General features: G+C 66.9%; 23 protein-coding genes. 13 read left to right on the top strand and 10 right to left on the bottom strand.

The genetic code is table 11. The annotated features are described in order from the left end of the window. Positions 1–89 precede the first annotated feature (89 nt). A complete protein-coding gene (locus tag OU998_RS11340; protein WP_267513615.1) occupies positions 90–440 on the top strand; it encodes an ArsC family reductase in 351 nt (116 codons plus the stop codon). A 6-nt stretch (positions 441–446) separates the two neighbouring features. Here OU998_RS11340 and OU998_RS11335 read toward each other — a convergent pair whose 3' ends face one another. Then, positions 447–686 carry a DUF2188 domain-containing protein gene (locus tag OU998_RS11335; protein ID WP_267513613.1) on the bottom strand — a complete coding sequence of 80 codons (240 nt, stop codon included), beginning with the start codon at positions 684–686 and terminating at the stop codon, positions 447–449. A 186-nt stretch (positions 687–872) separates the two neighbouring features. Here OU998_RS11335 and OU998_RS11330 point away from each other — a divergent pair, with 186 nt between their 5' ends. The 9 genes from OU998_RS11330 (at position 873) to OU998_RS11290 (ending at position 8,213) form a co-directional block, all read left to right on the top strand. After that, positions 873–1,268 carry a DUF6249 domain-containing protein gene (locus OU998_RS11330; protein WP_267513611.1) on the top strand — a complete coding sequence of 132 codons (396 nt, stop codon included), beginning with the start codon at positions 873–875 and terminating at the stop codon, positions 1,266–1,268. Between the two features lie 22 nt (positions 1,269–1,290). Continuing rightward, positions 1,291–1,848, top strand: coding sequence for an RNA polymerase sigma factor (locus OU998_RS11325; RefSeq protein ID WP_267513610.1), 558 nt, complete (start codon positions 1,291–1,293; stop codon positions 1,846–1,848). After that, on the top strand, positions 1,838–2,239 hold the full coding sequence (locus OU998_RS11320) for a hypothetical protein (protein WP_267513608.1): 402 nt from the start codon (positions 1,838–1,840) through the stop codon (positions 2,237–2,239). The genes OU998_RS11325 and OU998_RS11320 overlap by 11 nt, the downstream gene beginning before the upstream one ends. Before the next feature lie 59 nt (positions 2,240–2,298). After that, positions 2,299–3,135 carry a 3-methyl-2-oxobutanoate hydroxymethyltransferase gene (gene panB, locus OU998_RS11315; RefSeq protein WP_267513607.1) on the top strand — a complete coding sequence of 279 codons (837 nt, stop codon included), beginning with the start codon at positions 2,299–2,301 and terminating at the stop codon, positions 3,133–3,135. Between the two features lie 79 nt (positions 3,136–3,214). Then, a complete protein-coding gene (locus OU998_RS11310) occupies positions 3,215–3,961 on the top strand; it encodes a tetratricopeptide repeat protein (RefSeq protein ID WP_267513606.1) in 747 nt (248 codons plus the stop codon). Positions 3,962–3,984: 23 nt separating this feature from the next. Next, a complete protein-coding gene (locus OU998_RS11305; RefSeq protein ID WP_267513605.1) occupies positions 3,985–5,364 on the top strand; it encodes a PQQ-binding-like beta-propeller repeat protein in 1,380 nt (459 codons plus the stop codon). Positions 5,365–5,396: 32 nt separating this feature from the next. Next, positions 5,397–7,016, top strand: a complete 1,620-nt coding sequence (der, locus tag OU998_RS11300) for a ribosome biogenesis GTPase Der (protein ID WP_267513604.1) — start codon at positions 5,397–5,399, stop codon at positions 7,014–7,016. Positions 7,017–7,020: 4 nt separating this feature from the next. Beyond that, entirely contained in the window at positions 7,021–7,482 is a 462-nt protein-coding gene (locus OU998_RS11295; protein ID WP_267513602.1) for an NUDIX hydrolase, read from the top strand. A 104-nt stretch (positions 7,483–7,586) separates the two neighbouring features. Next, a complete protein-coding gene (locus OU998_RS11290; RefSeq protein WP_267513601.1) occupies positions 7,587–8,213 on the top strand; it encodes a methyltransferase family protein in 627 nt (208 codons plus the stop codon). Here the strand turns inward: OU998_RS11290 and OU998_RS11285 are convergent. From OU998_RS11285 to OU998_RS11275, 3 genes are read right to left on the bottom strand one after another with little or no spacing between them, the layout of a single operon-like run. Then, complete coding sequence (locus tag OU998_RS11285; RefSeq protein WP_267513600.1) at positions 8,210–9,025, bottom strand: LytR/AlgR family response regulator transcription factor; 816 nt, start codon at positions 9,023–9,025, stop codon at positions 8,210–8,212. The genes OU998_RS11290 and OU998_RS11285 overlap by 4 nt on opposite strands. After that, positions 9,022–9,687, bottom strand: a complete 666-nt coding sequence (locus OU998_RS11280) for a DUF2306 domain-containing protein (RefSeq protein ID WP_267513599.1) — start codon at positions 9,685–9,687, stop codon at positions 9,022–9,024. The genes OU998_RS11285 and OU998_RS11280 overlap by 4 nt, the downstream gene beginning before the upstream one ends. A gap of 47 nt (positions 9,688–9,734) precedes the next feature. Beyond that, a complete protein-coding gene (locus tag OU998_RS11275; RefSeq protein WP_267513598.1) occupies positions 9,735–10,640 on the bottom strand; it encodes an AraC family transcriptional regulator in 906 nt (301 codons plus the stop codon). 144 nt (positions 10,641–10,784) lie between these two features. Here OU998_RS11275 and OU998_RS11270 point away from each other — a divergent pair, with 144 nt between their 5' ends. Further along, positions 10,785–11,669 carry an oxidoreductase gene (locus tag OU998_RS11270; protein WP_267513596.1) on the top strand — a complete coding sequence of 295 codons (885 nt, stop codon included), beginning with the start codon at positions 10,785–10,787 and terminating at the stop codon, positions 11,667–11,669. A gap of 7 nt (positions 11,670–11,676) precedes the next feature. On the opposite strand, the gene OU998_RS11265 is transcribed toward OU998_RS11270, so the two are convergent. After that, entirely contained in the window at positions 11,677–12,432 is a 756-nt protein-coding gene (locus OU998_RS11265) for an SDR family NAD(P)-dependent oxidoreductase (protein ID WP_267513594.1), read from the bottom strand. A gap of 74 nt (positions 12,433–12,506) precedes the next feature. Here OU998_RS11265 and OU998_RS11260 point away from each other — a divergent pair, with 74 nt between their 5' ends. Further along, complete coding sequence (locus OU998_RS11260) at positions 12,507–12,758, top strand: CopG family ribbon-helix-helix protein (RefSeq protein ID WP_267513592.1); 252 nt, start codon at positions 12,507–12,509, stop codon at positions 12,756–12,758. Beyond that, entirely contained in the window at positions 12,758–13,042 is a 285-nt protein-coding gene (locus OU998_RS11255) for a type II toxin-antitoxin system RelE/ParE family toxin (RefSeq protein ID WP_267513591.1), read from the top strand. The genes OU998_RS11260 and OU998_RS11255 overlap by 1 nt, the downstream gene beginning before the upstream one ends. Positions 13,043–13,051: 9 nt before the next feature. On the opposite strand, the gene purF is transcribed toward OU998_RS11255, so the two are convergent. The 5 genes from purF to OU998_RS11230 form a co-directional block, all read right to left on the bottom strand. Next, entirely contained in the window at positions 13,052–14,557 is a 1,506-nt protein-coding gene (gene purF / locus OU998_RS11250; protein WP_267513590.1) for an amidophosphoribosyltransferase, read from the bottom strand. A gap of 26 nt (positions 14,558–14,583) precedes the next feature. After that, positions 14,584–15,180: a CvpA family protein gene (locus OU998_RS11245; protein ID WP_267513589.1), complete on the bottom strand. Its 597-nt coding sequence runs from the start codon at positions 15,178–15,180 to the stop codon at positions 14,584–14,586. A 29-nt stretch (positions 15,181–15,209) separates the two neighbouring features. Further along, positions 15,210–16,589, bottom strand: coding sequence for a DNA repair protein RadA (radA, locus tag OU998_RS11240; protein WP_267513588.1), 1,380 nt, complete (start codon positions 16,587–16,589; stop codon positions 15,210–15,212). 73 nt (positions 16,590–16,662) lie between these two features. Next, a complete protein-coding gene (alr, locus tag OU998_RS11235) occupies positions 16,663–17,715 on the bottom strand; it encodes an alanine racemase (protein ID WP_267513586.1) in 1,053 nt (350 codons plus the stop codon). A 49-nt stretch (positions 17,716–17,764) separates the two neighbouring features. Then, on the bottom strand, positions 17,765–18,016 hold the full coding sequence (locus OU998_RS11230; protein ID WP_267513585.1) for a hypothetical protein: 252 nt from the start codon (positions 18,014–18,016) through the stop codon (positions 17,765–17,767). Positions 18,017–18,038: the final 22 nt, after the last annotated feature.

The raw sequence follows: 18,038 nt of genomic DNA, 5'->3' as shown, positions 1-18,038 counted from the left end.
TTACGGCTCTTCCGATGAAAAATGTCTTTCAGGACCGATCAGGATGATTATCTAGGCGGCTGAAATCTCCTCCTCAGCATGGATCTCCGATGGCTGTCGTTCTGTATGGCATTCCCAATTGCGACACCGTCAAAAAGGCGCGTGTCTGGCTGGAGCAGCAGGGCGTCGACTACGTCTTTCATGACTACAAGAAGGCGGGCGCCGACGCGGGCGCTCTGGGGCGTTGGATTGATGAGCATGGCTGGGAGACGGTGCTGAACCGCGCCGGCACGACGTTCAAGAAGCTGGCCGACGCGGACAAGACTGACCTGGACCGTGACAAGGCCATCGCCCTGATGCTGGCCCAGCCGTCGATGATCAAACGGCCGGTGCTGGATTTGGGCGACCGCCGCCTCGTGGGGTTCAAGCCAGAGGCCTACGCCGCCGCTCTCGGAGACTAGACCGCGTCAGCCTTCCACGTCGGTGATGGGCCGGTCGTGGCCGTCGGCGCTTTCCGTGACCCAGCGGCCGTCGGCGGTTTCATATTCTATGGCCGCGTTCTCGCCCGGCGCCTTTTGCTCGCGCGCGGCGCGGATCGCCGCGGCCTTGGCGTCGTCATGGCTGGCGAAGGTTTCGGAATATGTGCCTCCAGACTGGTAGGCCCAGCCGCCGTCGTGCTCGACGATGCGATAGGTGACATGGGCCATGGAAGCGCTCCTTTTGGGGGTAGGGCCATGACCCTAGGCCGAACCGGCCCGCGCGTCATGTCGCTCGTCTTTCGACCTTACGAAGATTTCACGTCGGCCTGCGCATCCATGGGGGCGTCCCGCAGCCTCTTGTGATCAGAAGGCCGCCGCATCAGGCTGTCGTACCGGATCAAAAGAGAGTTCATCATGGACCTGACACCTATCTTCGTCGTCTTCATCATCTTCTCGTCCATCGTGGCCGTGATCGTCGGGCCGTCTTTCCTGAAAAATCGGGAGCGCCGCGAGATGCAGCTGACCGTCCGCCATGCGGTGGACAAGGGCCAGACCCTGCCGCCCGAGCTGATCGACGCCATGACCAAGGACGTGGAGAAGGGCTTGCCGTCTCGCACCAAGGATATTCGCAAGGGTGTGCTCAGCCTGGCCGCAGGCGTCGGCATCGCCGGCTTTGCGCTGGCGGTTGACAATGCCAGCCGTGACTGGGGCGGCAATGGGGAAGGCGCACTGTTGGGCCTCGCCTGTATCCCCGTGGCCATCGGCGTCGCCTTCATCATCCTGGGCCTATTTAACCCCAATAAGGCCTGAGGTCGGTCGCGGGGGAGAGGTCATGAGCAAGTCCTTGCGCGATCTCCACGACGTGGAGCTGGCCGCCCAGGCGGCGGCCGGCGGCCGGCGGGAGTATGGCGAACTGGTCCGCCGGCATGGTTCGGCGGTCCGGGGGCTTCTGCGCCGCATGGGCGCGGCGCCGTCCCTGGCCGACGATGTGGCCCAGGACGCCTTCTTGCAGGGGTTCCAACGCTGCTCGGAGTTTAGGGGGCAGGGGACGTTTGCGGGCTGGATCAAGAAGATCGCCGCGCGCCTCTATCTGAAGCGCGTCGCCCGCGAGGCCCGCTATGTCGCCGAGGTCGAGGCTGATGAGGCCGACGTCGTCGTTGATCGGGCGGGGGTCATGGACCTGGACGAGGCCCTGAAGACTCTCAGCGAGACCGAGCGTGTGTGCGTGTCCCTGTGCCACGGCGCAGGAATGTCCCATCCCGAAATCGCGGCGGCCATGGATTTGCCGCTCGGCACGGTGAAGTCCCATGTCAAACGTGGTCTGGATAAACTCCGCGCCCGGCTTCAGCCGGCGCAGGCATCAGGCGGGAGGTCGACCCATGTCGGCTGATGAATTCGATCCGATGATCGAGCGGCTGTTCGCGCAGACGCCTCGAATGGCCGATGAGGCCCTGTTCCTGGCCACGGTTCAGGCCAGTATGGAGAAGCGGTCGCGTTGGCGCACCCTGGCTCTGACCAGCGCCGGCCTGGTCGGCGGTGTTCTGGCGGTGAGGGAAGGGGTCAATTTCAACATCTCCGCTGGTGGCGAGACGACCCTGACGCAAGGGGTGCGGACGGCGGCGGCGACGGCCCAGGGCGCGGCTCAGTCCGGGTTGGAGGGGCTCGGCGTTGGGTCGTTCGATCTGATGGACGGGTCGGGCATGATGGCCTTCTGGATCGTGGCGGGGGCGCTGGTCGCCCTGCTGGCGGCGGGCCTGGTGAAACTGTCCCAGGACGTGTGAGGGTGACTTGCGAGGTTGCGGGGCCTATCTGACCGGTCTTCACGTCAGGAGGCCTCTCGATGTCCGTTCACACCCAGGAGACGATCAAGCGCGTCTCCGTGCCCGATATCGCAGGCCGTAAAGGCGGCGAGCCCATTGTCTGTCTGACCGCCTATGACGCCCCCATGGCGGGCTTGCTGGATCCGCATTGCGACGTGCTGCTGGTCGGGGACAGTCTGGGCATGGCGGTCCATGGCCTGCCGAATACGGTCGGGGTGACGCTGGAGATGATGATCCTGCACGGCCAAGCGGTGGTGCGGGGCTCGCGGCGGGCCTTGGTGGTGGTCGATATGCCCTTCGGTTCGTACGAGGGCGGCAAGGCGGCCGCCTATGACAACTGCGTGCGGGTGATGAAGGAGACGGGGGCCCAGGCGGTCAAGCTGGAGACCAGCGTCGAACTGGCCGAGATCGTCGCCTTTCTGGTCAAGCGCGGCATTCCGGTCATGGGCCATGTGGGACTGCGGCCCCAGGCGATTCTGGCCGAGGGCGGCTTCAAGGCCAAGGGACGCACCGATTTCGAGCGGGACCGTGTCATGGCGGAAGCAAAGGCGACCGCTGAGGCCGGCGCCTTCTGCATCGTCATCGAGGGGGTGGCCGAATCATTGGCGCGGGAAATCACCGAGAGCATTGACGTTCCCACGATCGGCATCGGCGCCTCGGCGGCCTGTGACGGCCAGGTTCTGGTGGTGAACGACATGCTGGGCATGTTCGACTGGACGCCGAAGTTCGTGCGGAAATACGCCGATCTGCGCACCGAGATCGACCGCGCGGCGGCCGCTTTCGCCAATGATGTGAAAACCCGCCGTTTTCCTGCCGAAGTCGAGACCTACTTCTCTAAAAAGCCGGCTTCGCAGTAACGGACGGCGTTGCGGGCGGGGAGCCGACCTTCTAGGGTCCGCGCCGGTTTGCTTTTAGCGATTTTGGGGCGACGTTTCAGTGGTTGATGTCTTCGAGCAGGTCGAGGAGGAGCTTCGCTCCGACCGGTACAAGCGCCTGGCCCGCACATGGCTGCCCGTTGTGGGCGTCGTTCTGGTGGTCGCTCTGGTCGCCGCCCTGGGCTGGTGGGGCTGGGACAGCCTGAACTCGAGCAAGGCCGGCAAGGCCGCCGAGGCCTATGATCGCGGCATGGAGGCCCTGCGGGCCGACAACCCCGCCGACGCCCGCCTCGCCTTCGAGGAAGCGGTCAAGGAAGGCAATGGCGCCTACAAGGTCCTGGCCTTGCAGCAGCAGGCCGGCCTGGCGGTGACCGCCGACAAGATCCCCGACGCCGTTCGCCTGTTCGATGAGGCCGCAAAGGCGTCCAGCGACCCGATTCTGTCCGATCCGCCCGCGCTCAAGGCCGCTTTCCTGGTCATGGACACCGCGCCCCTGGCCGATATCGAAAAGCGGCTGACGCCGCTGGCCGAGGATGATCGCCCCCTGCACGCCTTCGCCCAGGAAGCCCTGGCCCTGGCGCGTCTCCAGCACGGCAAGACGAAAGAGGCCCGCGAGGCCTTCGTCCTGCTGCAACTGGGACAGGACGTGCCTGACGATGTTCGTCAGCGCGCCAATATCGCCGTCGCCACGATCGACGCCGGCACGGCGGGTGCGCTCAAGGACATTGCGAATGCGGCGAAGACCGCGGCTCAGCCAGCCGCCGGCGCCGCCAATGCGCCCACTCTCGCGGCCCCGGCCCAACAGTGACGACCCCTTACAGGACGCCCAAGATGAACCGAGTTCTGAAAGTCGCGCTGATTTGCGGCGTCGCCACCACCATGGCCTCGTGCGGCGCGGTCAGTCGCAACCTGCCCTTTGGTCTGGGCAAGAAGGACGACCCGAAAGCGACCGCATCGGCCGGCGACCGTATCTCGGTGCTGGAGTTCGAACAGCAGCTGGCCCCGTCGGCCGCCCTGTCCGGCCGCGACTTCTTCCTGCCGGGCCCCCAGGCCGCGACGGCTTGGACCCAGCCGGGCGGTTCCTCCGAGAACCTGGTCGAGCATGTCATCGCCGCGCCGAACTTCCAGATCGCCTGGAAGCGCAGCATCGGTGAAGGCTCGGCGCGGGTCGGCAATGTCATGGCGCCGATCGTGGCCGCCGACGGCAAGATCTTCGTGCTGGACGGTGAATCGACCGTCTCGGCTGTGTCCGCCGACACCGGAGCCGTCCTGTGGAAGGCCAATGTCAAGGACGCCGACCGTGACCGCAACGGCGGCTTCGGCGGCGGCGTCGCCTACGCCGGCGGCAAGCTGTTCGTCTCGTCCGGCTATCGCTCGATGACCGCGCTCGACGCCGGCACCGGGGCCGTCGTCTGGACCCAGCAGGTCGATTCCCCGATCCACGGCGCCCCGACGGTCGTCGGCGCCCACGTCTTCGTCGTCGATGTGGACAGCCAGCTGTTCGCCTTTGACGTCAATACGGGCGCACAGGACTGGACCTATCGCGGCATCGCCGAACCGGCGCGTGTCATGCGCGCCTCCAGCCCGGCCGTGACGGGCAATACGGTCATCGCGCCCTTCGCCTCGGGCCAGTTGGTCGCGCTGAGCGCTCTGAACGGTCAGACGCTTTGGGAACAGACCCTGTCGCGCACCAGCCGCACCAGCGCCCTGTCCGAAGTGCGCGATGTCGCCGGCCGCCCGGTCGTCAGCCGGGGCATGGTCTATGGCGTCAGCCATTCGGGCGTGCTGTCGGCGTTGGACCTGCGCTCGGGCCAGCCCAAGTGGCAGTTGCCGGTCACCGGCGTGAACGCGCCGCTGCCGGTCGGCGACGTTGTCTTCGTCGTGTCGAAGTCGGGCGAGTTGATCACGGCCAACCGCGACACGGGCCAGATCTACTGGACCCGCGAGCTGAACGAAGGACGCCAGCGCAAGGTCGGCGGCTTCCTGCGCTTCGGGCGTCGCACCATCTATCCGCAATGGTCGGGGCCTCTGTTGGCCTCCAACCGCCTGGTGATGGTCAACTCTTACGGCGAGGCCGTCGCGTTCGATCCCAAGACCGGGGTGGCGCAGACCACGCTGAAACTGGGCGCGCCCGCCTATATCGCGCCCGCCGCCTATAACGGCGCCCTGTACGTGCTGACCGACAACGGCCAGCTGATCTGTATCCGCTGACTCTTCAGCCCGAATTAAGCTAGAAAGCCGAAATGGCTCTGAAGGTCGCGATTGTCGGCCGCCCCAATGTGGGCAAATCGACACTGTTCAACCGCCTCGTCGGCAAGCGTCTTGCGCTTGTCGATGATCGCCCCGGCGTGACCCGGGACCGGCGCTACGCCGACGGCAATATCGGCGACATGGATCTGACGCTGATCGATACGGCCGGCTACGAGGATGTCACCGACGACAGCCTGGAAGCCCGGATGCGCGAGCAGACCGAGGCCGCGCTGGACGACGCCGAACTGGTCATGTTCATGATGGACGCCCGTGAGGGCGTCACCTCGCTGGACAGGATCTTCGCCGAGCGCCTGCGCAAGGTGCACAAGCCGATCATCCTGCTGGCCAACAAGTCCGAAAGCCGCGAGAGCGGCGGCGGCGTCGGTGAAGCGCATGCTCTGGGCTTCGGCGAGCCGGTCGCCATCTCGGCCGAGCACGGCGAGGGCATGGCCGACCTGTACAAGGCCATCCGCGCAGCGTCCGAAGACATCTTCATCGAAGAGGTTGATGAGCCGGACAAGCCGATCCGCATCGCCGTCATCGGCCGTCCGAACGCCGGCAAGTCGACCCTGATCAACCGTCTGATCGGCGACGACCGCCTGCTGACCGGGCCGGAAGCGGGCATCACCCGCGACTCCATCTCGGTCGACTGGCAGTTCGAAGGCAAGAACATCCGTCTGGTCGATACGGCCGGCATGCGGCGTAAGGCGCGGGTCCAGGAGAAGCTGGAGAAGCTGTCGGTCGCCGACACCATCCGCGCCATCACCTTCGCCGAAGTCGTCATCCTGATGATGGACAAGGACGACGCCTTCGACACCCAGGACCTGCAGCTGGCCGACCTGGTCGAGCGCGAGGGCCGCGCCCTGGTCTATGTCGCGTCCAAATGGGACCTGGAAGACGAGCCCCAGGCCCGTATGGCCAAGCTGAAGGGCATGGCCGAGGACAAGCTGCCCCAGCTGAAGGGCTCGCCCTTCGTGGCCCTGTCGTCGCACTCGGGCCGGGGCGTCGAACGGCTGATGCCCGCCGTGCTTCAGGCCTATGACACCTGGTCGGTCAAGGTGAAGACCAAGGACCTGAACACCTGGCTGTCCATGGCCACCCAGCGGCACCCGCCCCCCGCCGTGGACGGCAAGCGGATCAAGCCGAAATACATCGCCCAGACCAAGGCCCGTCCGCCGACCTTCGTGCTGATGGCCAACCGCGCCGAGTCGATGCCGGAGCATTACAAGCGTTATCTGGTCAACTCGATCCGCGAGAGCTTTGACCTGCCGGGCACGCCGATCCGTCTGAACGTCAAGTCCAGCGGCGTGAACCCGTATGCCGAGGGCGGCGCCAAGTCGGGACCGGAACGCTATAAGGGCGACGCCAAGACCGCGCCGCGCCGGATCAAGAAGGCCGAGAAGGAAGAGGCCCTGTCCAAACTGCCCGGCAAGGCGCTGGAGCAGAAGAAGACCCGCAAGGCCCAGCCAAAGGTCCTGGGCGGGCTGAAGTCCAGCGCGTCCAAGAAGGCCGGATCGTCGGTGGCGGTCCAGAAGGGCGCCCGCGGCGGCGCCCGCCAGGTTTCGCGCTCCGGCCGTATCCGCACCGGGCAAAAGGGCGGCGCCAAGAAGTGACGCCATGAGCGCAGTCGCGCCTGTCCTTCCCGAGCGGCCGACCTCGCGCTGGCTGATTCTGGACGGGCAGGGGCGGGTGCTGCTGTTCCATTTCGTCTTTTCCGACGGGCCTCTGACCGGCACGGCCTTCTGGGCCACGCCCGGCGGCGGCTGCGAACCGGGCGAAACCTATGAGGACGCCGCGCGCCGCGAACTGGTTGAGGAAACCGGCCTGATCATCGACGATCCCGGCCCCCAGGTCGGCCGGGTCAGGGTCAGTTTTCGCCTGCCCGACGGCCGTATGGCCGATGTGGATCAGCGGTTTTTCCTGCTTCGCACCGAGGCGTTCGACCTGTCCTCCACCGGCTGGACCGAGGAGGAACGGAACATCCTGGTGGCGCATCGCTGGTGGAGCCTCGCCGATATCCGGGCCTCGACGGAGACGATCTGGCCCGCAGAGTTGGCGGATTTGCTTTCGAGCCTCTGACCCTTGCGTCTCCGGCCATTCGAGACCGATTTTCGCTCGCAAACATACCGCTTGCTCGCCCGGTGAAACCGGCGCTTGGATTTGGGGACAATCCGGAGCGATTTATGGCTATGATCCAAGCGTTCGACCTTCAGGCGGTTCAGAAGATCCGCAAGGGCGCTGTTCTCGTCGCCTTGGTGGTCCTGGTCGGCTTGACCATGGTGTCTCAGTCGGCCTCTGGTCCGAATAGTCCCGTTCATGAAGGCGTCGAGGCCGTCGGCCTGGCCGCCATCATATTCGCCATCGTCGGCCGCGCCTGGTGCTCGCTCTATATCGGCGGACGCAAGAAGGCCGAGATCGTGTCGCGCGGTCCCTATTCGATCAGTCGCAATCCGCTCTATATTTTCAGCTTCTTCGGCGCCTTTGGCATCGGCGCCCAGAGTGGCAGCCTCACCCTGGCCATGCTGTTCACTCTCGCGTCTCTGGCGGTGTTTTATCTGACGGTGCGCCGTGAGGAGGCCTGGCTGGGCGCGGCTTTCGGCGCCGACTATATGGCGTACAAGGCCCGCACGCTGCGGTTCATACCGCGGTTTTCGCTGTGGCGCGACGAGGCGGAACTGTCGGTGCGGCCGTCCTTCTTCCTGACGACCATCCGCGACGGTCTGGTCTTCCTGTTGGCGATCCCGCTGTTCGAAGCCATCGACCTGGCCCAGGCCGAGGGCTGGCTGCGGGTTCTGGCGCGCCTGCCCTAAAGGGGGCGACCCAGCCGTACCAGAACGGCGTCGCGATAGGTGCGGCTGACCACCAGTTCTGCGCCGCTGTGCATCGTCAGCCGCCAGGATCCGTCCGACAGGGGCTGCACCCCCTCGACCCGCGCCAGATTGACCAGGGTGGAACGGTGGATGCGGGCAAACAGGCGCGTATCCAGACGTGTCTCCAGCGCCTGAAGGGTGTCACGCACCAGGCCCTCGCGCCCGTCCCAGTTCACGACCACATAATTGCCTGCCGAGGCGAACCACTCCACGGCCCGCAGATCGACCGAAGTGCGGTTTCGTCCGGTCGAGACGAGCAGGCGAGCGTCGTCCCGCAGGTCTTTGGCCACGGCCAGGGCTTGGGTGATGCGGTCGATCCGGTCTTGGGCTTCACGCGCCTTGCGCCAATGGGCGGCGGCCATACCGGCGGCGATGATCGCCGTGTAGAGCAGCAGGGCGATCGGCAGCCGGTCGATGGTCCTCTCCATCCAGCCGCCCGGCATGACGACCCTGTTCAGAAAGGCGAGGTCAAGCCGTGTGTCGAAGGCCGAGACCAGGGGCACGACGAGAATTGTCGCTGCGCTCAGGACGCCTGCTGTCTTCCACCCCAATCCCCACAGCCGGATCGCACCCCAGACCAGGGCGGCGACGCCCAGCCAGGGCGCATAGGACAGGCCGGCCCACAGCAATGATGTCGAGATCGCCAGTTCCGGCCGGTCCCGCCGAAGATACCAGGCCACCGACGCCACCGTCGCCGCGTAGGAATAGGCGGTGAATCCCGCCATCACGACGGCGACCGTCGGCCTCCTCATGCCGGCTGGGCGCGCCGCCGCAGGATCAGGGTCGCCGTCCAGAGTGTGGCGATCAACGGGAACAGGACGGACGGCCAGAGCTGGCTCCAGGGCTGGGGCAGGACGGTCAGGAAATTGCCGGAAAAGGCGCTCAGGACCGCAGCATAGGCGCTCAGCATCTTCACCAGATGCTCGTATCTCCACAAGTCCGGCGAGAATGGCCAGTCTCGTGGACGCAAAAACCGCCACAGGTCCCACGCCGCGACCGACAGCGCCGCATAGGCCAAGGCTTCAGAGACCACGGGCGGGCCGTCCGAGCGGCCCAGGGCGATCAAGGCCAGCACCCAGACGCCGACGCCCAGGGCACCGAGCGTCGCCGCCCAGTCCATCGGCCTGGCCCGGTCCTGGGGGTGGATGTCGGGCCGTTTGCGCCCCAACACCCTTACGCCTGAAAACAGCGTCAGCGAGGCCGTGGCCGAGAGGGCGAGGAAATAGGTGTTGAAGTGCAAAGCCGTCATCACCCAGGCGCAGGCCAGCAGGATCGTCATCAGCACCACAAAGGCGCGGCCCCACAGCCGATGCGCGCGCGAACCCTTTGCGGTCAGCAGGGGGCCGAAGCCAACCAGGACGGCGGCCATGCCGGTCGAGATGTGCAGGACGAGGAAGGGCTGGAACAGGGTCATGTCCGGCCCATGACCGCTGCTCTCGACCTGCGGCAAGGCGCCAGGGATCAGATGCAGCCGTTGGGGACGAACGGTCTGCCGACCGTCAGGCTTTCGCGCATCCGCGCCGCGTCGCGACCTGGCGGCAGGCCGAACTGGCGGGCGTATTCGCGGCTGAACTGGGACGGGCTGTCATAGCCGACGGCGAAGCCGGTTTCGGCTGCGCCGTCGCCGCCGCTCAACAGTCGGGCGCGCGCCTCTCGCAGCCGCACCTGTTTGTGGAACTGCAGCGGGCTCATGGTCGTCACCGTGCGGAAATGCCGGTGGAAGGTCGACAGGCTCATGCCCGCCAGGTCCGACAGGGCCTCCAGCCGCATTGGTTCGGCGTAGTGGGCGCGGATCCAATTGATGGCGCGGCTGACGCCCGACAGGCGGCTTTCGGTCGAGCCGATCTGACGCACGGTGGCGGCGTACCGGCTGTGCAGCAGCCGCCAGACCAGCTCGCGCTCGATCATCGGCGTCATTACGGCGATCTCTGCGGGCCGGTCCAGAAGGCGCAACAGGCGGGCCATGGGCTCCAGCAGTTCGCCCTCCAACCGCGTCACATGGATGCCGGATGGCGGCGGCTGATCCGAGGCGGCAGGGGCGTCGATCTCCAGCATCAGGCCGGCGATGGTCGCGGGGTTCAGGTCGAAGCTGAGGGCGCGATAGGGCGCCTCTACGATGCTGCCGCACACCGGCAGTTCGGCCGACACCACCAGGCAGTCCCCGGCCCGATAGGAATAGACCATCTCGCCCAGGATCGTCTGTTTGGCCCCGCACACCACCAGGCACAGCATGGGATCATAGGCGACGGCGATCATTCGCGTCTGCGCGTCGCTGCCATACAGGCGCAGGCCAGGCACGGCGGAGCGCGACAGGTCCGGCGGCGCGTGGCGCGCGACGATGTCGGTCATTTCGGGCAAGAGGCTCATGAACGCATCCAACGCTCGTCGTCACGTTCGCGCAAGCCGACGAGCAGAGTTTGACAGGATTGTACAAGAGAACGCTCGGATCGCCCTAACGCGGGGCGGCCGAAACGGCGTCTTCTCCACCTTGTCAGACAGAGGAGACTTCCAATGACAACGACCACTCAAAAGACCTGGTTCGTCACCGGCGCGGCCCGTGGTTTGGGCGCTGGCATCGCTCGGGCGGCCTTGGACGCCGGCGATCGCGTCGTCGCCGCCGGTCGAAACCGGGACGCCTTGGTCAAGACTTTCGGGCCGGATAGCGACATCGTCCTGTCCGTGGCGCTGGACGTCACCGACACGGCCGCCGTCGCCGCCGCTGTCGAGGCCGCCATGGCCCGCTTTGGCCGTATCGACGTGCTGGTCAATAACGCCGGCTATGGCCACCTGGGCATCTTCGAGGAGACGACCAGCCACGACGCGCGCATCCAGTTCGACACCAATGTCTTCGGCCTGTTCGACATGACCCGCGCCGTCCTGCCGGTCATGCGGGCCCAGGGTTCGGGGCATGTGTTCAACGTCTCGTCCGTGGGGGGCATGGTCGGCGGGGCGTCCGGCGCGATCTATTGCGCCTCCAAGTTCGCCATCGAGGGCTTCAGCGAGTCCATCGCCCAGGAAGTCAGTCCCTTTGGCGTCCATGTGACCATTGTCGAGCCGGGCTTCTTCCGCACCGACTTCCTGGACGCCTCATCGGTCGTCTACGCCGCCCATCCCATCGCCGACTATGCTCAGGCCTCGGCCGCGCTTCGCGGATTCTATGAGGCGCGCAGCCATAACCAGGCGGGGGATCCGGCAAGGCTGGGTCAGGCTCTGGTGGCCTTGGCCAATGCCGAAAATCCGCCCTTGCGATGGGCGGCCGGGACGGACGCCGTGGGCATGATCGAGGGCAAGATCGCCGGGCTGACGACGGAGTTGGAGGCCTGGCGCGACCTGTCCGCCTCCACCGACGGCGACTTCGCTTTCCGTGAGGAGCCGGGCGCCGGCGCCTGGGGCTGACCTCGGCCTAGACCAGGGCTTCCGCCGTCGGTCCGGCCTTCCAGTCGCGGAAGCGGATCGTCGGCGGGGGCGTGGCGTCGCCGCGCGCCAGGTCGACGACCAGTTGGCCGATCTCGGACGGGTGGGGCAGGGTCTGCGGGTCTTCGCCGGGGAAGGCCTGGGCGCGCATGGCCGTGCGCATCCGGCCGGGATCGACGATGCTGACGCGGATCGGGGTGCTCTCCACCTCGTCCGCCCAGGCCTTCATCAGGGCCTCGGCGCCGGCCTTGGTCGCGGCGTACATGCCCCAGAAGGCGCGGGGCGCAGTCGCGACGCTTGAGGTGAAATGGATGACCCGTCCGGCCTCGGAGGCCTTCAGCAGGGGCTCCAGCGAGCGGATCAGTCGATAGACGGCGGTGAAATTGACCTTCTCGACCTTGGCGAACTCGCGGGGTTCGGCGTGGGCCACGGGCGTCAGGCCTGACGGTCCCATGGTCGCCGCCGCCTGGACCCAGATGTCCAACTTCTTGAAGCGTTCGAAGATGGCCCCGCCCAGTCGGTCGATCCCGCCGCCATCGACCAGATCGAACGGGACCAGGGTCGCGTGTTTGCCGGTTGCGGCGAAGATGGCGTCGTCCAGTTCCTCAAGCCCGCCTTGCGTCCGCGCCGTGGCGACGACATGCGCCCCGGCCTTGGCCAGCGCCAGGGCGCTTTCATAGCCAATGCCGCGCGAGGCCCCGACGACGAGGGCGATACGATCCTTCAGGGGCAGGAGGTCGGTCATTATGGGGTGGTAGGAGTGGCGATGCGACCGGTCAATGTGTTATCTGGTGTTCAGATGTGCACAGGAGCATCGCAATGGCCACAAGCACGACCGTTACTGTCCGCATGAGCGGGACACTCAAGGAAATGCTGGGTCTGCTTGCCCAGAAGACCCAGCGTACCCAGTCATTTCTCGCCGAACGCGCCATCGCAACCTATGTGGAGCGTGAACTGGAAATGATGACAGCCGTCGAAGAAGGGCTGGAGGATTTTCGCACCGGTGATGTCGTTCCGCACGACGAGGCCATGCGTCGGATTCGCGAGACCATCGCCAAACACGAATCCTGATGCGCGCGGTCGTCTGGTCGCGGCGCGCCCTGCTGGAACTGACCCATGCCATCGACTATCTGGCCCAGAGAAATCTGATCGCAGCTCAGAGGATCGAACGGCGCATTCTCGAGACGACTGAAACCCTATCCAAGCGTCCCATCGGTCGTCCGGGCAAGCAGCCCGGGACTTATGAGAAGCGCGTCACCGAGACGCCGTACCTTATTGTTTATGCCCTTGCAGACGGCGCCGACGGAGGGCAGGTCCAGATCCTGCGCCTGTTCCATTCGGCGCAAGATCGGTAGTGAGGTCGGTCAGGCGCTGACGAGCAAGGACAACTGCTTGGCGCCGAATTCCCGGCCGCCTTCCTCGATCTCGCGGTCCAGCAGGCGGGTGGGATAGTCGCCGGTGAAATAGTGGTCGGTGAACTGGGGCGCGGCGTTGTTGCGGCCGGTCTCGCCCATGGCGCGGTACAGGCCGTCGATGGACAGGAAGCCGAGGGAATCGACCTCGAGCAGTTCGCGCATCTCTTCCAGCGTCTTGTTGGCGGCCAGCAGTTGGGCCCGTTCCGGCATGTCGATGCCGTAGAAGTCGGGGAAGAGGATCTGCGGGCTGGCCGAGCGCAGGTGGACCTCCGTCGCGCCGGCGGCGCGGACGGCGCGGACCAGTTTGACCGAGGTGGTGCCGCGCACGATGGAATCGTCGATCAGCACGACCCGCTTGCCGGCCAAAGCCGACTTGTTGGGGCTGTGCTTCATCCGCACGCCCTTCTGACGGGCGCCCTGGCTGGGTTGGATGAAGGTGCGGCCCAGATAGTGGCTGCGGATGATGCCCATCTCGTAGGGGATGCCGCTCTCCTGAGCATAGCCCAAGGCCGCGGGCACGCCCGAGTCCGGCACCGGCACGACGATGTCGGCCTCGACGCCCAGTTCGCGGGCCAGGCCGCGACCCATCTCCTTGCGGACCTCATAGACCGAGCGGCCGTTCACCACCGAGTCGGGGCGCGAGAAATAGACGTATTCGAACAGGCAGGGGCGGGCGGCGCGGGCGGGGAAGGGCTTGATCGACTCCACGCCGTTCTCGTCGATGACCACGACCTCGCCGTGTTCGACGTCGCGCACGAAGGTGGCGCCCATCATGTCCAGGGCGCAGGTCTCGGACGCCAGAACCCAGGCCTCGCCGACCTGGCCCAGCACCAGAGGGCGGATGCCCAGGGGATCGCGGGCGCCGATCATCTTGTGACGGGTCTGGGCGACCAGGGCGTAGCCGCCCTCGATCCGCGCCAGGGCGTCGATGAAGCGATCAACGATCTTGGCCTTACGGCTGCGGGCGATCAGGTGAAGGATGACTTCTGAGTCCGACGTGGACTGGAAGATGGCGCCTTCGCTGACCAGCTGGCTGTGCAGGAATTTGAAGTTGGTCAGATTGCCGTTGTGGGCGATGGCGATGCCGCCCTGGTCCAGGTCGGCGAACATCGGCTGGATGTTGCGCAGGAAGGATCCGCCGGCGGTGGAATAGCGGGTGTGGCCCACGGCCGCGCGGCCGGGCATGCGGGTCATCAGGTCGGCGCCGCCGAAGGCCTCGCCGACCAGACCCTGGTGGCGTTCGGTGTGGAACCGCTCGTCCTTGACGCTGGCGATGCCACAGGCTTCCTGGCCGCGATGTTGCAGGGCGTGCAGACCGAGGGCGACGACGGCCGAGCCTTCGTCCTCGTCGGCGCCCCAGACGCCGCAGACGCCGCACTCGAGGCGGAGCTGGTCATCCTCCGGCTCGCGCCAGTGCTCGCGGTGAACGACGGGATCGGCGATATGGTGGCGCATCGTGGGGCTCCGATGACCGGGGAAACTTACGGGGCGGCTTCGCGCGGCGAGTTAGTCTCGGATTGCGTCCGAGGCAAGGCTTCGTCGTTCGAAAACCCTTTGCGCACGGATGAATCCACCACAGGCGTGATCGCATCGGCGCCCCGCCCGATCCCGGGCAGGATGATCTGAATGGCCCGAGCGCCCACGGCGCTGACCTTGTAGAGGGCGGCTTCGCTGAGCCAGCGCGGCGTCCGCTCGCCCGGCATGGCCGCGACGATGACCAGATGGACGGCGCCCAGCAGCACCAGGGCCCGGCCGGTTCCGACGAAGACGCCGATGAATCGGTCGATCCCGCCCAACTGCGGATGCGACTGGGCCTGTTTCGACAGATAGGAGCCGAAGACGCGGATGCCGAAATAGACGATCAGGAAGGCGACGATGGCCGCAAGGATGGTCCCCGCCCAGTCCGGATTGACCAGGGCCCGCCCCAGCATCGCCGTCCACGGCAGGGTGACCAGGGCGACCAAGGCCGCCAGCAGGGCGCTGAGCAGGGTGATGATCTCGCGCACGCCGCCGCGCACCCAGCCGGCGGCGGCGGAGAACAGGATCACCACGATGGCGAAGACGTCGTAACCGGTCACTCAGAGGTCCAGCGGCTGTTGCGTACGATCTAATAGCGGTTTTGCGAGATTCGTTCGACCACATCCGTCAATCGTGTCGCCGACGTCACCTTGACCCCCTTGGTCTTGCCGCCGTTCTGGGCCAGGGGCGGGCAGAGCACATGTTCAAAGCCCAGTTTCTGGGCCTCCCGAACGCGCGCTTCGGCCCGGCCGACGCTGCGGACCTCGCCTGACAGGCCGATCTCGCCGAACACGACGCAGCCCTGGGGCAGGGGCATGTCCAGCGCCGAGCTGATCAGGGCCGCCGCCGCCGCCAGATCCGCCGCCGGCTCATTGATCCGCAGGCCGCCGGCGACGTTCAGATAGACGTCCTTGTCCCCGAACCCCAGGCCGCACCGGGCCTCCAGCACCGCCAGCAGCATGGCCAGGCGACCGGAATCCCAGCCGACCACCGCCCGACGCGGCGTACCATAGGCGGACGGGGCCACCAGGGCCTGGATCTCGACCAGCACCGGCCGCGATCCCTCGATCCCGGCGAAGACCGCCGCGCCGGGCGCCCGGTCCTTGCTGTCGCCCAGGAACAGGGCCGACGGATTGGCGACTTCGCGCAGGCCGCTGTCGCCCATTTCGAACACCCCGATCTCGTCGGTGGCGCCGAACCGGTTCTTGCCGGCGCGCAGGATGCGGAACGGATAGCCGCGCTCGCCCTCGAAGGTCATGACGGCGTCAACCAGGTGTTCGACCACGCGCGGCCCGGCGACCTGGCCGTCCTTGGTGACATGTCCGACGAGGACGACCGCGACGCCTTGGGTCTTGGCCAGTCGCACCATCTCGCCGGCGCAGGCCCGGACCTGGGTGATCGAGCCGGGTCCGCTCTCATGGACATCGGACCAGAGGGTCTGGATCGAATCGACGATGACGATGTCGAACTGTTCGCGCTTCAGCGTGCCCAGGATGTCGCGCAGGGCCGTCGCCGCCGCCAGATTGACCGGCGCCTGTTCCAGGCCCATCCGCTTGGCCCGCGCGCGGATCTGTTCGACGGCCTCCTCGCCGGAGATATAGGCGATGCGTGCGCCGCGCAGGGCTGCCTTGGCCGCCACTTCCAGCAGCAGGGTGGACTTGCCCACCCCTGGATCGCCGCTCAGCAGGATGGCCGATCCCGGCACCACGCCCCCGCCGCAGACGCGGTCGAACTCGGCCACGCCTGTGGTGATGCGCGGCGGCTCGGGCGTGTCGGACTGAAGCGTCTCGAACTGAAGGCCGCGTCCGCGCGCCGAGGCGGCCGCCGACGGCTTGATCGCGCCGGGGGGCGCCGACTGGCGCTCTTCCGTCAAGGTGTTCCACTGTCCGCATGATGAACACTGGCCCGACCACTTGCCGTGGACCGAGCCGCAGGACTGACAGACGTAGAGGGCGGAATCGCGAGCCATGGGCTTCCTTAGCAGACGGGCGGGGCGCCGGGGGATGTGCCCGTGTCCTGCCTGCTCATGGCCGCCTTCTACGTCAGGATCGGTCGTGGCGCCCTATATAGGCGCGGGGAACGCGGGCGGTGACGGCCGTCAGCAGTTCATAGCTGATGGTGCCGGCCGCCGCGGCGACCGTGTCCAGCGGGCGGTGGGCGCCGAACAGTTCGACCCGGTCGCCGACTGCGACGTCCAGATCGGTCACATCGACCGTGCAAACGTCCATGGAGATCCGGCCCAACAGCGGCCGGGTCTCGCCCGCGACCCAGACCGCGCCGTGCGGCCCATAGGCGCGCAGAACCCCGTCGGCATAACCCGCCGCGACCACAGCCGCCCGCACCGCCCGCTCGGCTACGAAACCCCGCGAATAGCCGATGCTCTCGCCCGATCGCACATCCCGCACCAGCAGAACCTCCGCCGTCAGCGTAGCGACCGGGGCGATCCGGTCGTCCGGCCGCCCCTGCGGCCCGCCGCCATACAGGCAGACGCCGGGCCGCACCGCGTCGAAGCTGTAGTCCGGCCCCAGAAAACACCCGCCCGAATTGGCGAAGGATCGCGTCACGCCCGGATAGCGTTCAACGACGCCCGCAAACCGGTCGCGCTGGCGCCGGTTCATCGGCTGATCCGGTTCGTCGCCGCAGGCCAGATGGCTCATGACCAGGCTCAGCCCGTCAAAGGCTTCGGGCGCGTCTTCGGGGCGAAAGCCCAGCCGGTTCAGGCCGGTGTCGATCTGTAGCCCGCAAGCCCCGCCGCCGGCCTCGGTCCAGGCCTTCATCTGCGCCGGCTGGTTCAGCACGGGCCGCAGGTCCGCCGCCTTCAAAAGGCCCGCCGCCTCGCCATGGCATCCGTCCAGCACATAGATGACGGGCTCGGCGCCCAACGCCGTTCGCAGGGCTGCGCCTTCGCCCGCCCGCGCCACGAAAAAGGTCCGCGCGCCTTCGGCCATCAACCGTTTCGCACAGGCCTCGGCGCCCAGGCCATAGGCGTCCGCCTTGACCACGGGATGCACGGGAACGCCCGTCAGAGCCTCCAGCGTGTGGAAATTGCGGGCGAGCGCGTTCAGATCGACGGACAGCAGGGCGGGGGAGGGCATGGCGGCCCTTATTGGCGCAACTTCCCGACGATGGAAGGCCTGACGCCGATCAATCCTCGTCGCTGAACGGCGGGGGCAGTCGTCCGGACTTGAAGATGATGGTCGGTTCTTCGTCGTAGTCGCCCATCTCGGTGTCGGCCGAGACCGAAAAGGCCACCACGCCCAGCCGCAGGGGCGCCAGCCGCTCGGCCTTGCGCCGCGCCTCCTCGGCGTCCTTGCAGCCCACCTGCGGCTCGGCCTTCAGCCCCTTGCCGCGGCCCTGAACATAGGTCTGGAGGATGTAGACGGTTTCGCTGGCCATCCGCACCCAAGGGGCCTGTTCG

It is taken from the genome of Brevundimonas sp. SL130 (assembly GCF_026625805.1).
GTDB lineage: Bacteria > Pseudomonadota > Alphaproteobacteria > Caulobacterales > Caulobacteraceae > Brevundimonas.
This window is presented reverse-complemented; position numbering and strand designations above follow the sequence as displayed.

Bases quoted from the DNA above. Each gene is read 5' to 3' on its own strand.
- OU998_RS11340 (WP_267513615.1), top strand. From the start codon at position 90: ATGGCTGTCGTTCTGTATGGCATTCCCAATTGCGACACCGTCAAAAAG.
- OU998_RS11335 (WP_267513613.1), bottom strand. From the start codon at position 686: ATGGCCCATGTCACCTATCGCATCGTCGAGCACGACGGCGGCTGGGCC.
- OU998_RS11330 (WP_267513611.1), top strand. From the start codon at position 873: ATGGACCTGACACCTATCTTCGTCGTCTTCATCATCTTCTCGTCCATC.
- OU998_RS11325 (WP_267513610.1), top strand. From the start codon at position 1,291: ATGAGCAAGTCCTTGCGCGATCTCCACGACGTGGAGCTGGCCGCCCAG.
- OU998_RS11320 (WP_267513608.1), top strand. From the start codon at position 1,838: ATGTCGGCTGATGAATTCGATCCGATGATCGAGCGGCTGTTCGCGCAG.
- panB (WP_267513607.1), top strand. From the start codon at position 2,299: ATGTCCGTTCACACCCAGGAGACGATCAAGCGCGTCTCCGTGCCCGAT.
- OU998_RS11305 (WP_267513605.1), top strand. From the start codon at position 3,985: ATGAACCGAGTTCTGAAAGTCGCGCTGATTTGCGGCGTCGCCACCACC.
- der (WP_267513604.1), top strand. From the start codon at position 5,397: ATGGCTCTGAAGGTCGCGATTGTCGGCCGCCCCAATGTGGGCAAATCG.
- OU998_RS11295 (WP_267513602.1), top strand. From the start codon at position 7,021: ATGAGCGCAGTCGCGCCTGTCCTTCCCGAGCGGCCGACCTCGCGCTGG.
- OU998_RS11290 (WP_267513601.1), top strand. From the start codon at position 7,587: ATGGCTATGATCCAAGCGTTCGACCTTCAGGCGGTTCAGAAGATCCGC.
- OU998_RS11285 (WP_267513600.1), bottom strand. From the start codon at position 9,025: ATGAGGAGGCCGACGGTCGCCGTCGTGATGGCGGGATTCACCGCCTAT.
- OU998_RS11280 (WP_267513599.1), bottom strand. From the start codon at position 9,687: ATGACCCTGTTCCAGCCCTTCCTCGTCCTGCACATCTCGACCGGCATG.
- OU998_RS11275 (WP_267513598.1), bottom strand. From the start codon at position 10,640: ATGAGCCTCTTGCCCGAAATGACCGACATCGTCGCGCGCCACGCGCCG.
- OU998_RS11270 (WP_267513596.1), top strand. From the start codon at position 10,785: ATGACAACGACCACTCAAAAGACCTGGTTCGTCACCGGCGCGGCCCGT.
- OU998_RS11265 (WP_267513594.1), bottom strand. From the start codon at position 12,432: ATGACCGACCTCCTGCCCCTGAAGGATCGTATCGCCCTCGTCGTCGGG.
- OU998_RS11260 (WP_267513592.1), top strand. From the start codon at position 12,507: ATGGCCACAAGCACGACCGTTACTGTCCGCATGAGCGGGACACTCAAG.
- OU998_RS11255 (WP_267513591.1), top strand. From the start codon at position 12,758: ATGCGCGCGGTCGTCTGGTCGCGGCGCGCCCTGCTGGAACTGACCCAT.
- purF (WP_267513590.1), bottom strand. From the start codon at position 14,557: ATGCGCCACCATATCGCCGATCCCGTCGTTCACCGCGAGCACTGGCGC.
- radA (WP_267513588.1), bottom strand. From the start codon at position 16,589: ATGGCTCGCGATTCCGCCCTCTACGTCTGTCAGTCCTGCGGCTCGGTC.
- alr (WP_267513586.1), bottom strand. From the start codon at position 17,715: ATGCCCTCCCCCGCCCTGCTGTCCGTCGATCTGAACGCGCTCGCCCGC.
- OU998_RS11230 (WP_267513585.1), bottom strand. From the start codon at position 18,016: ATGGCCAGCGAAACCGTCTACATCCTCCAGACCTATGTTCAGGGCCGC.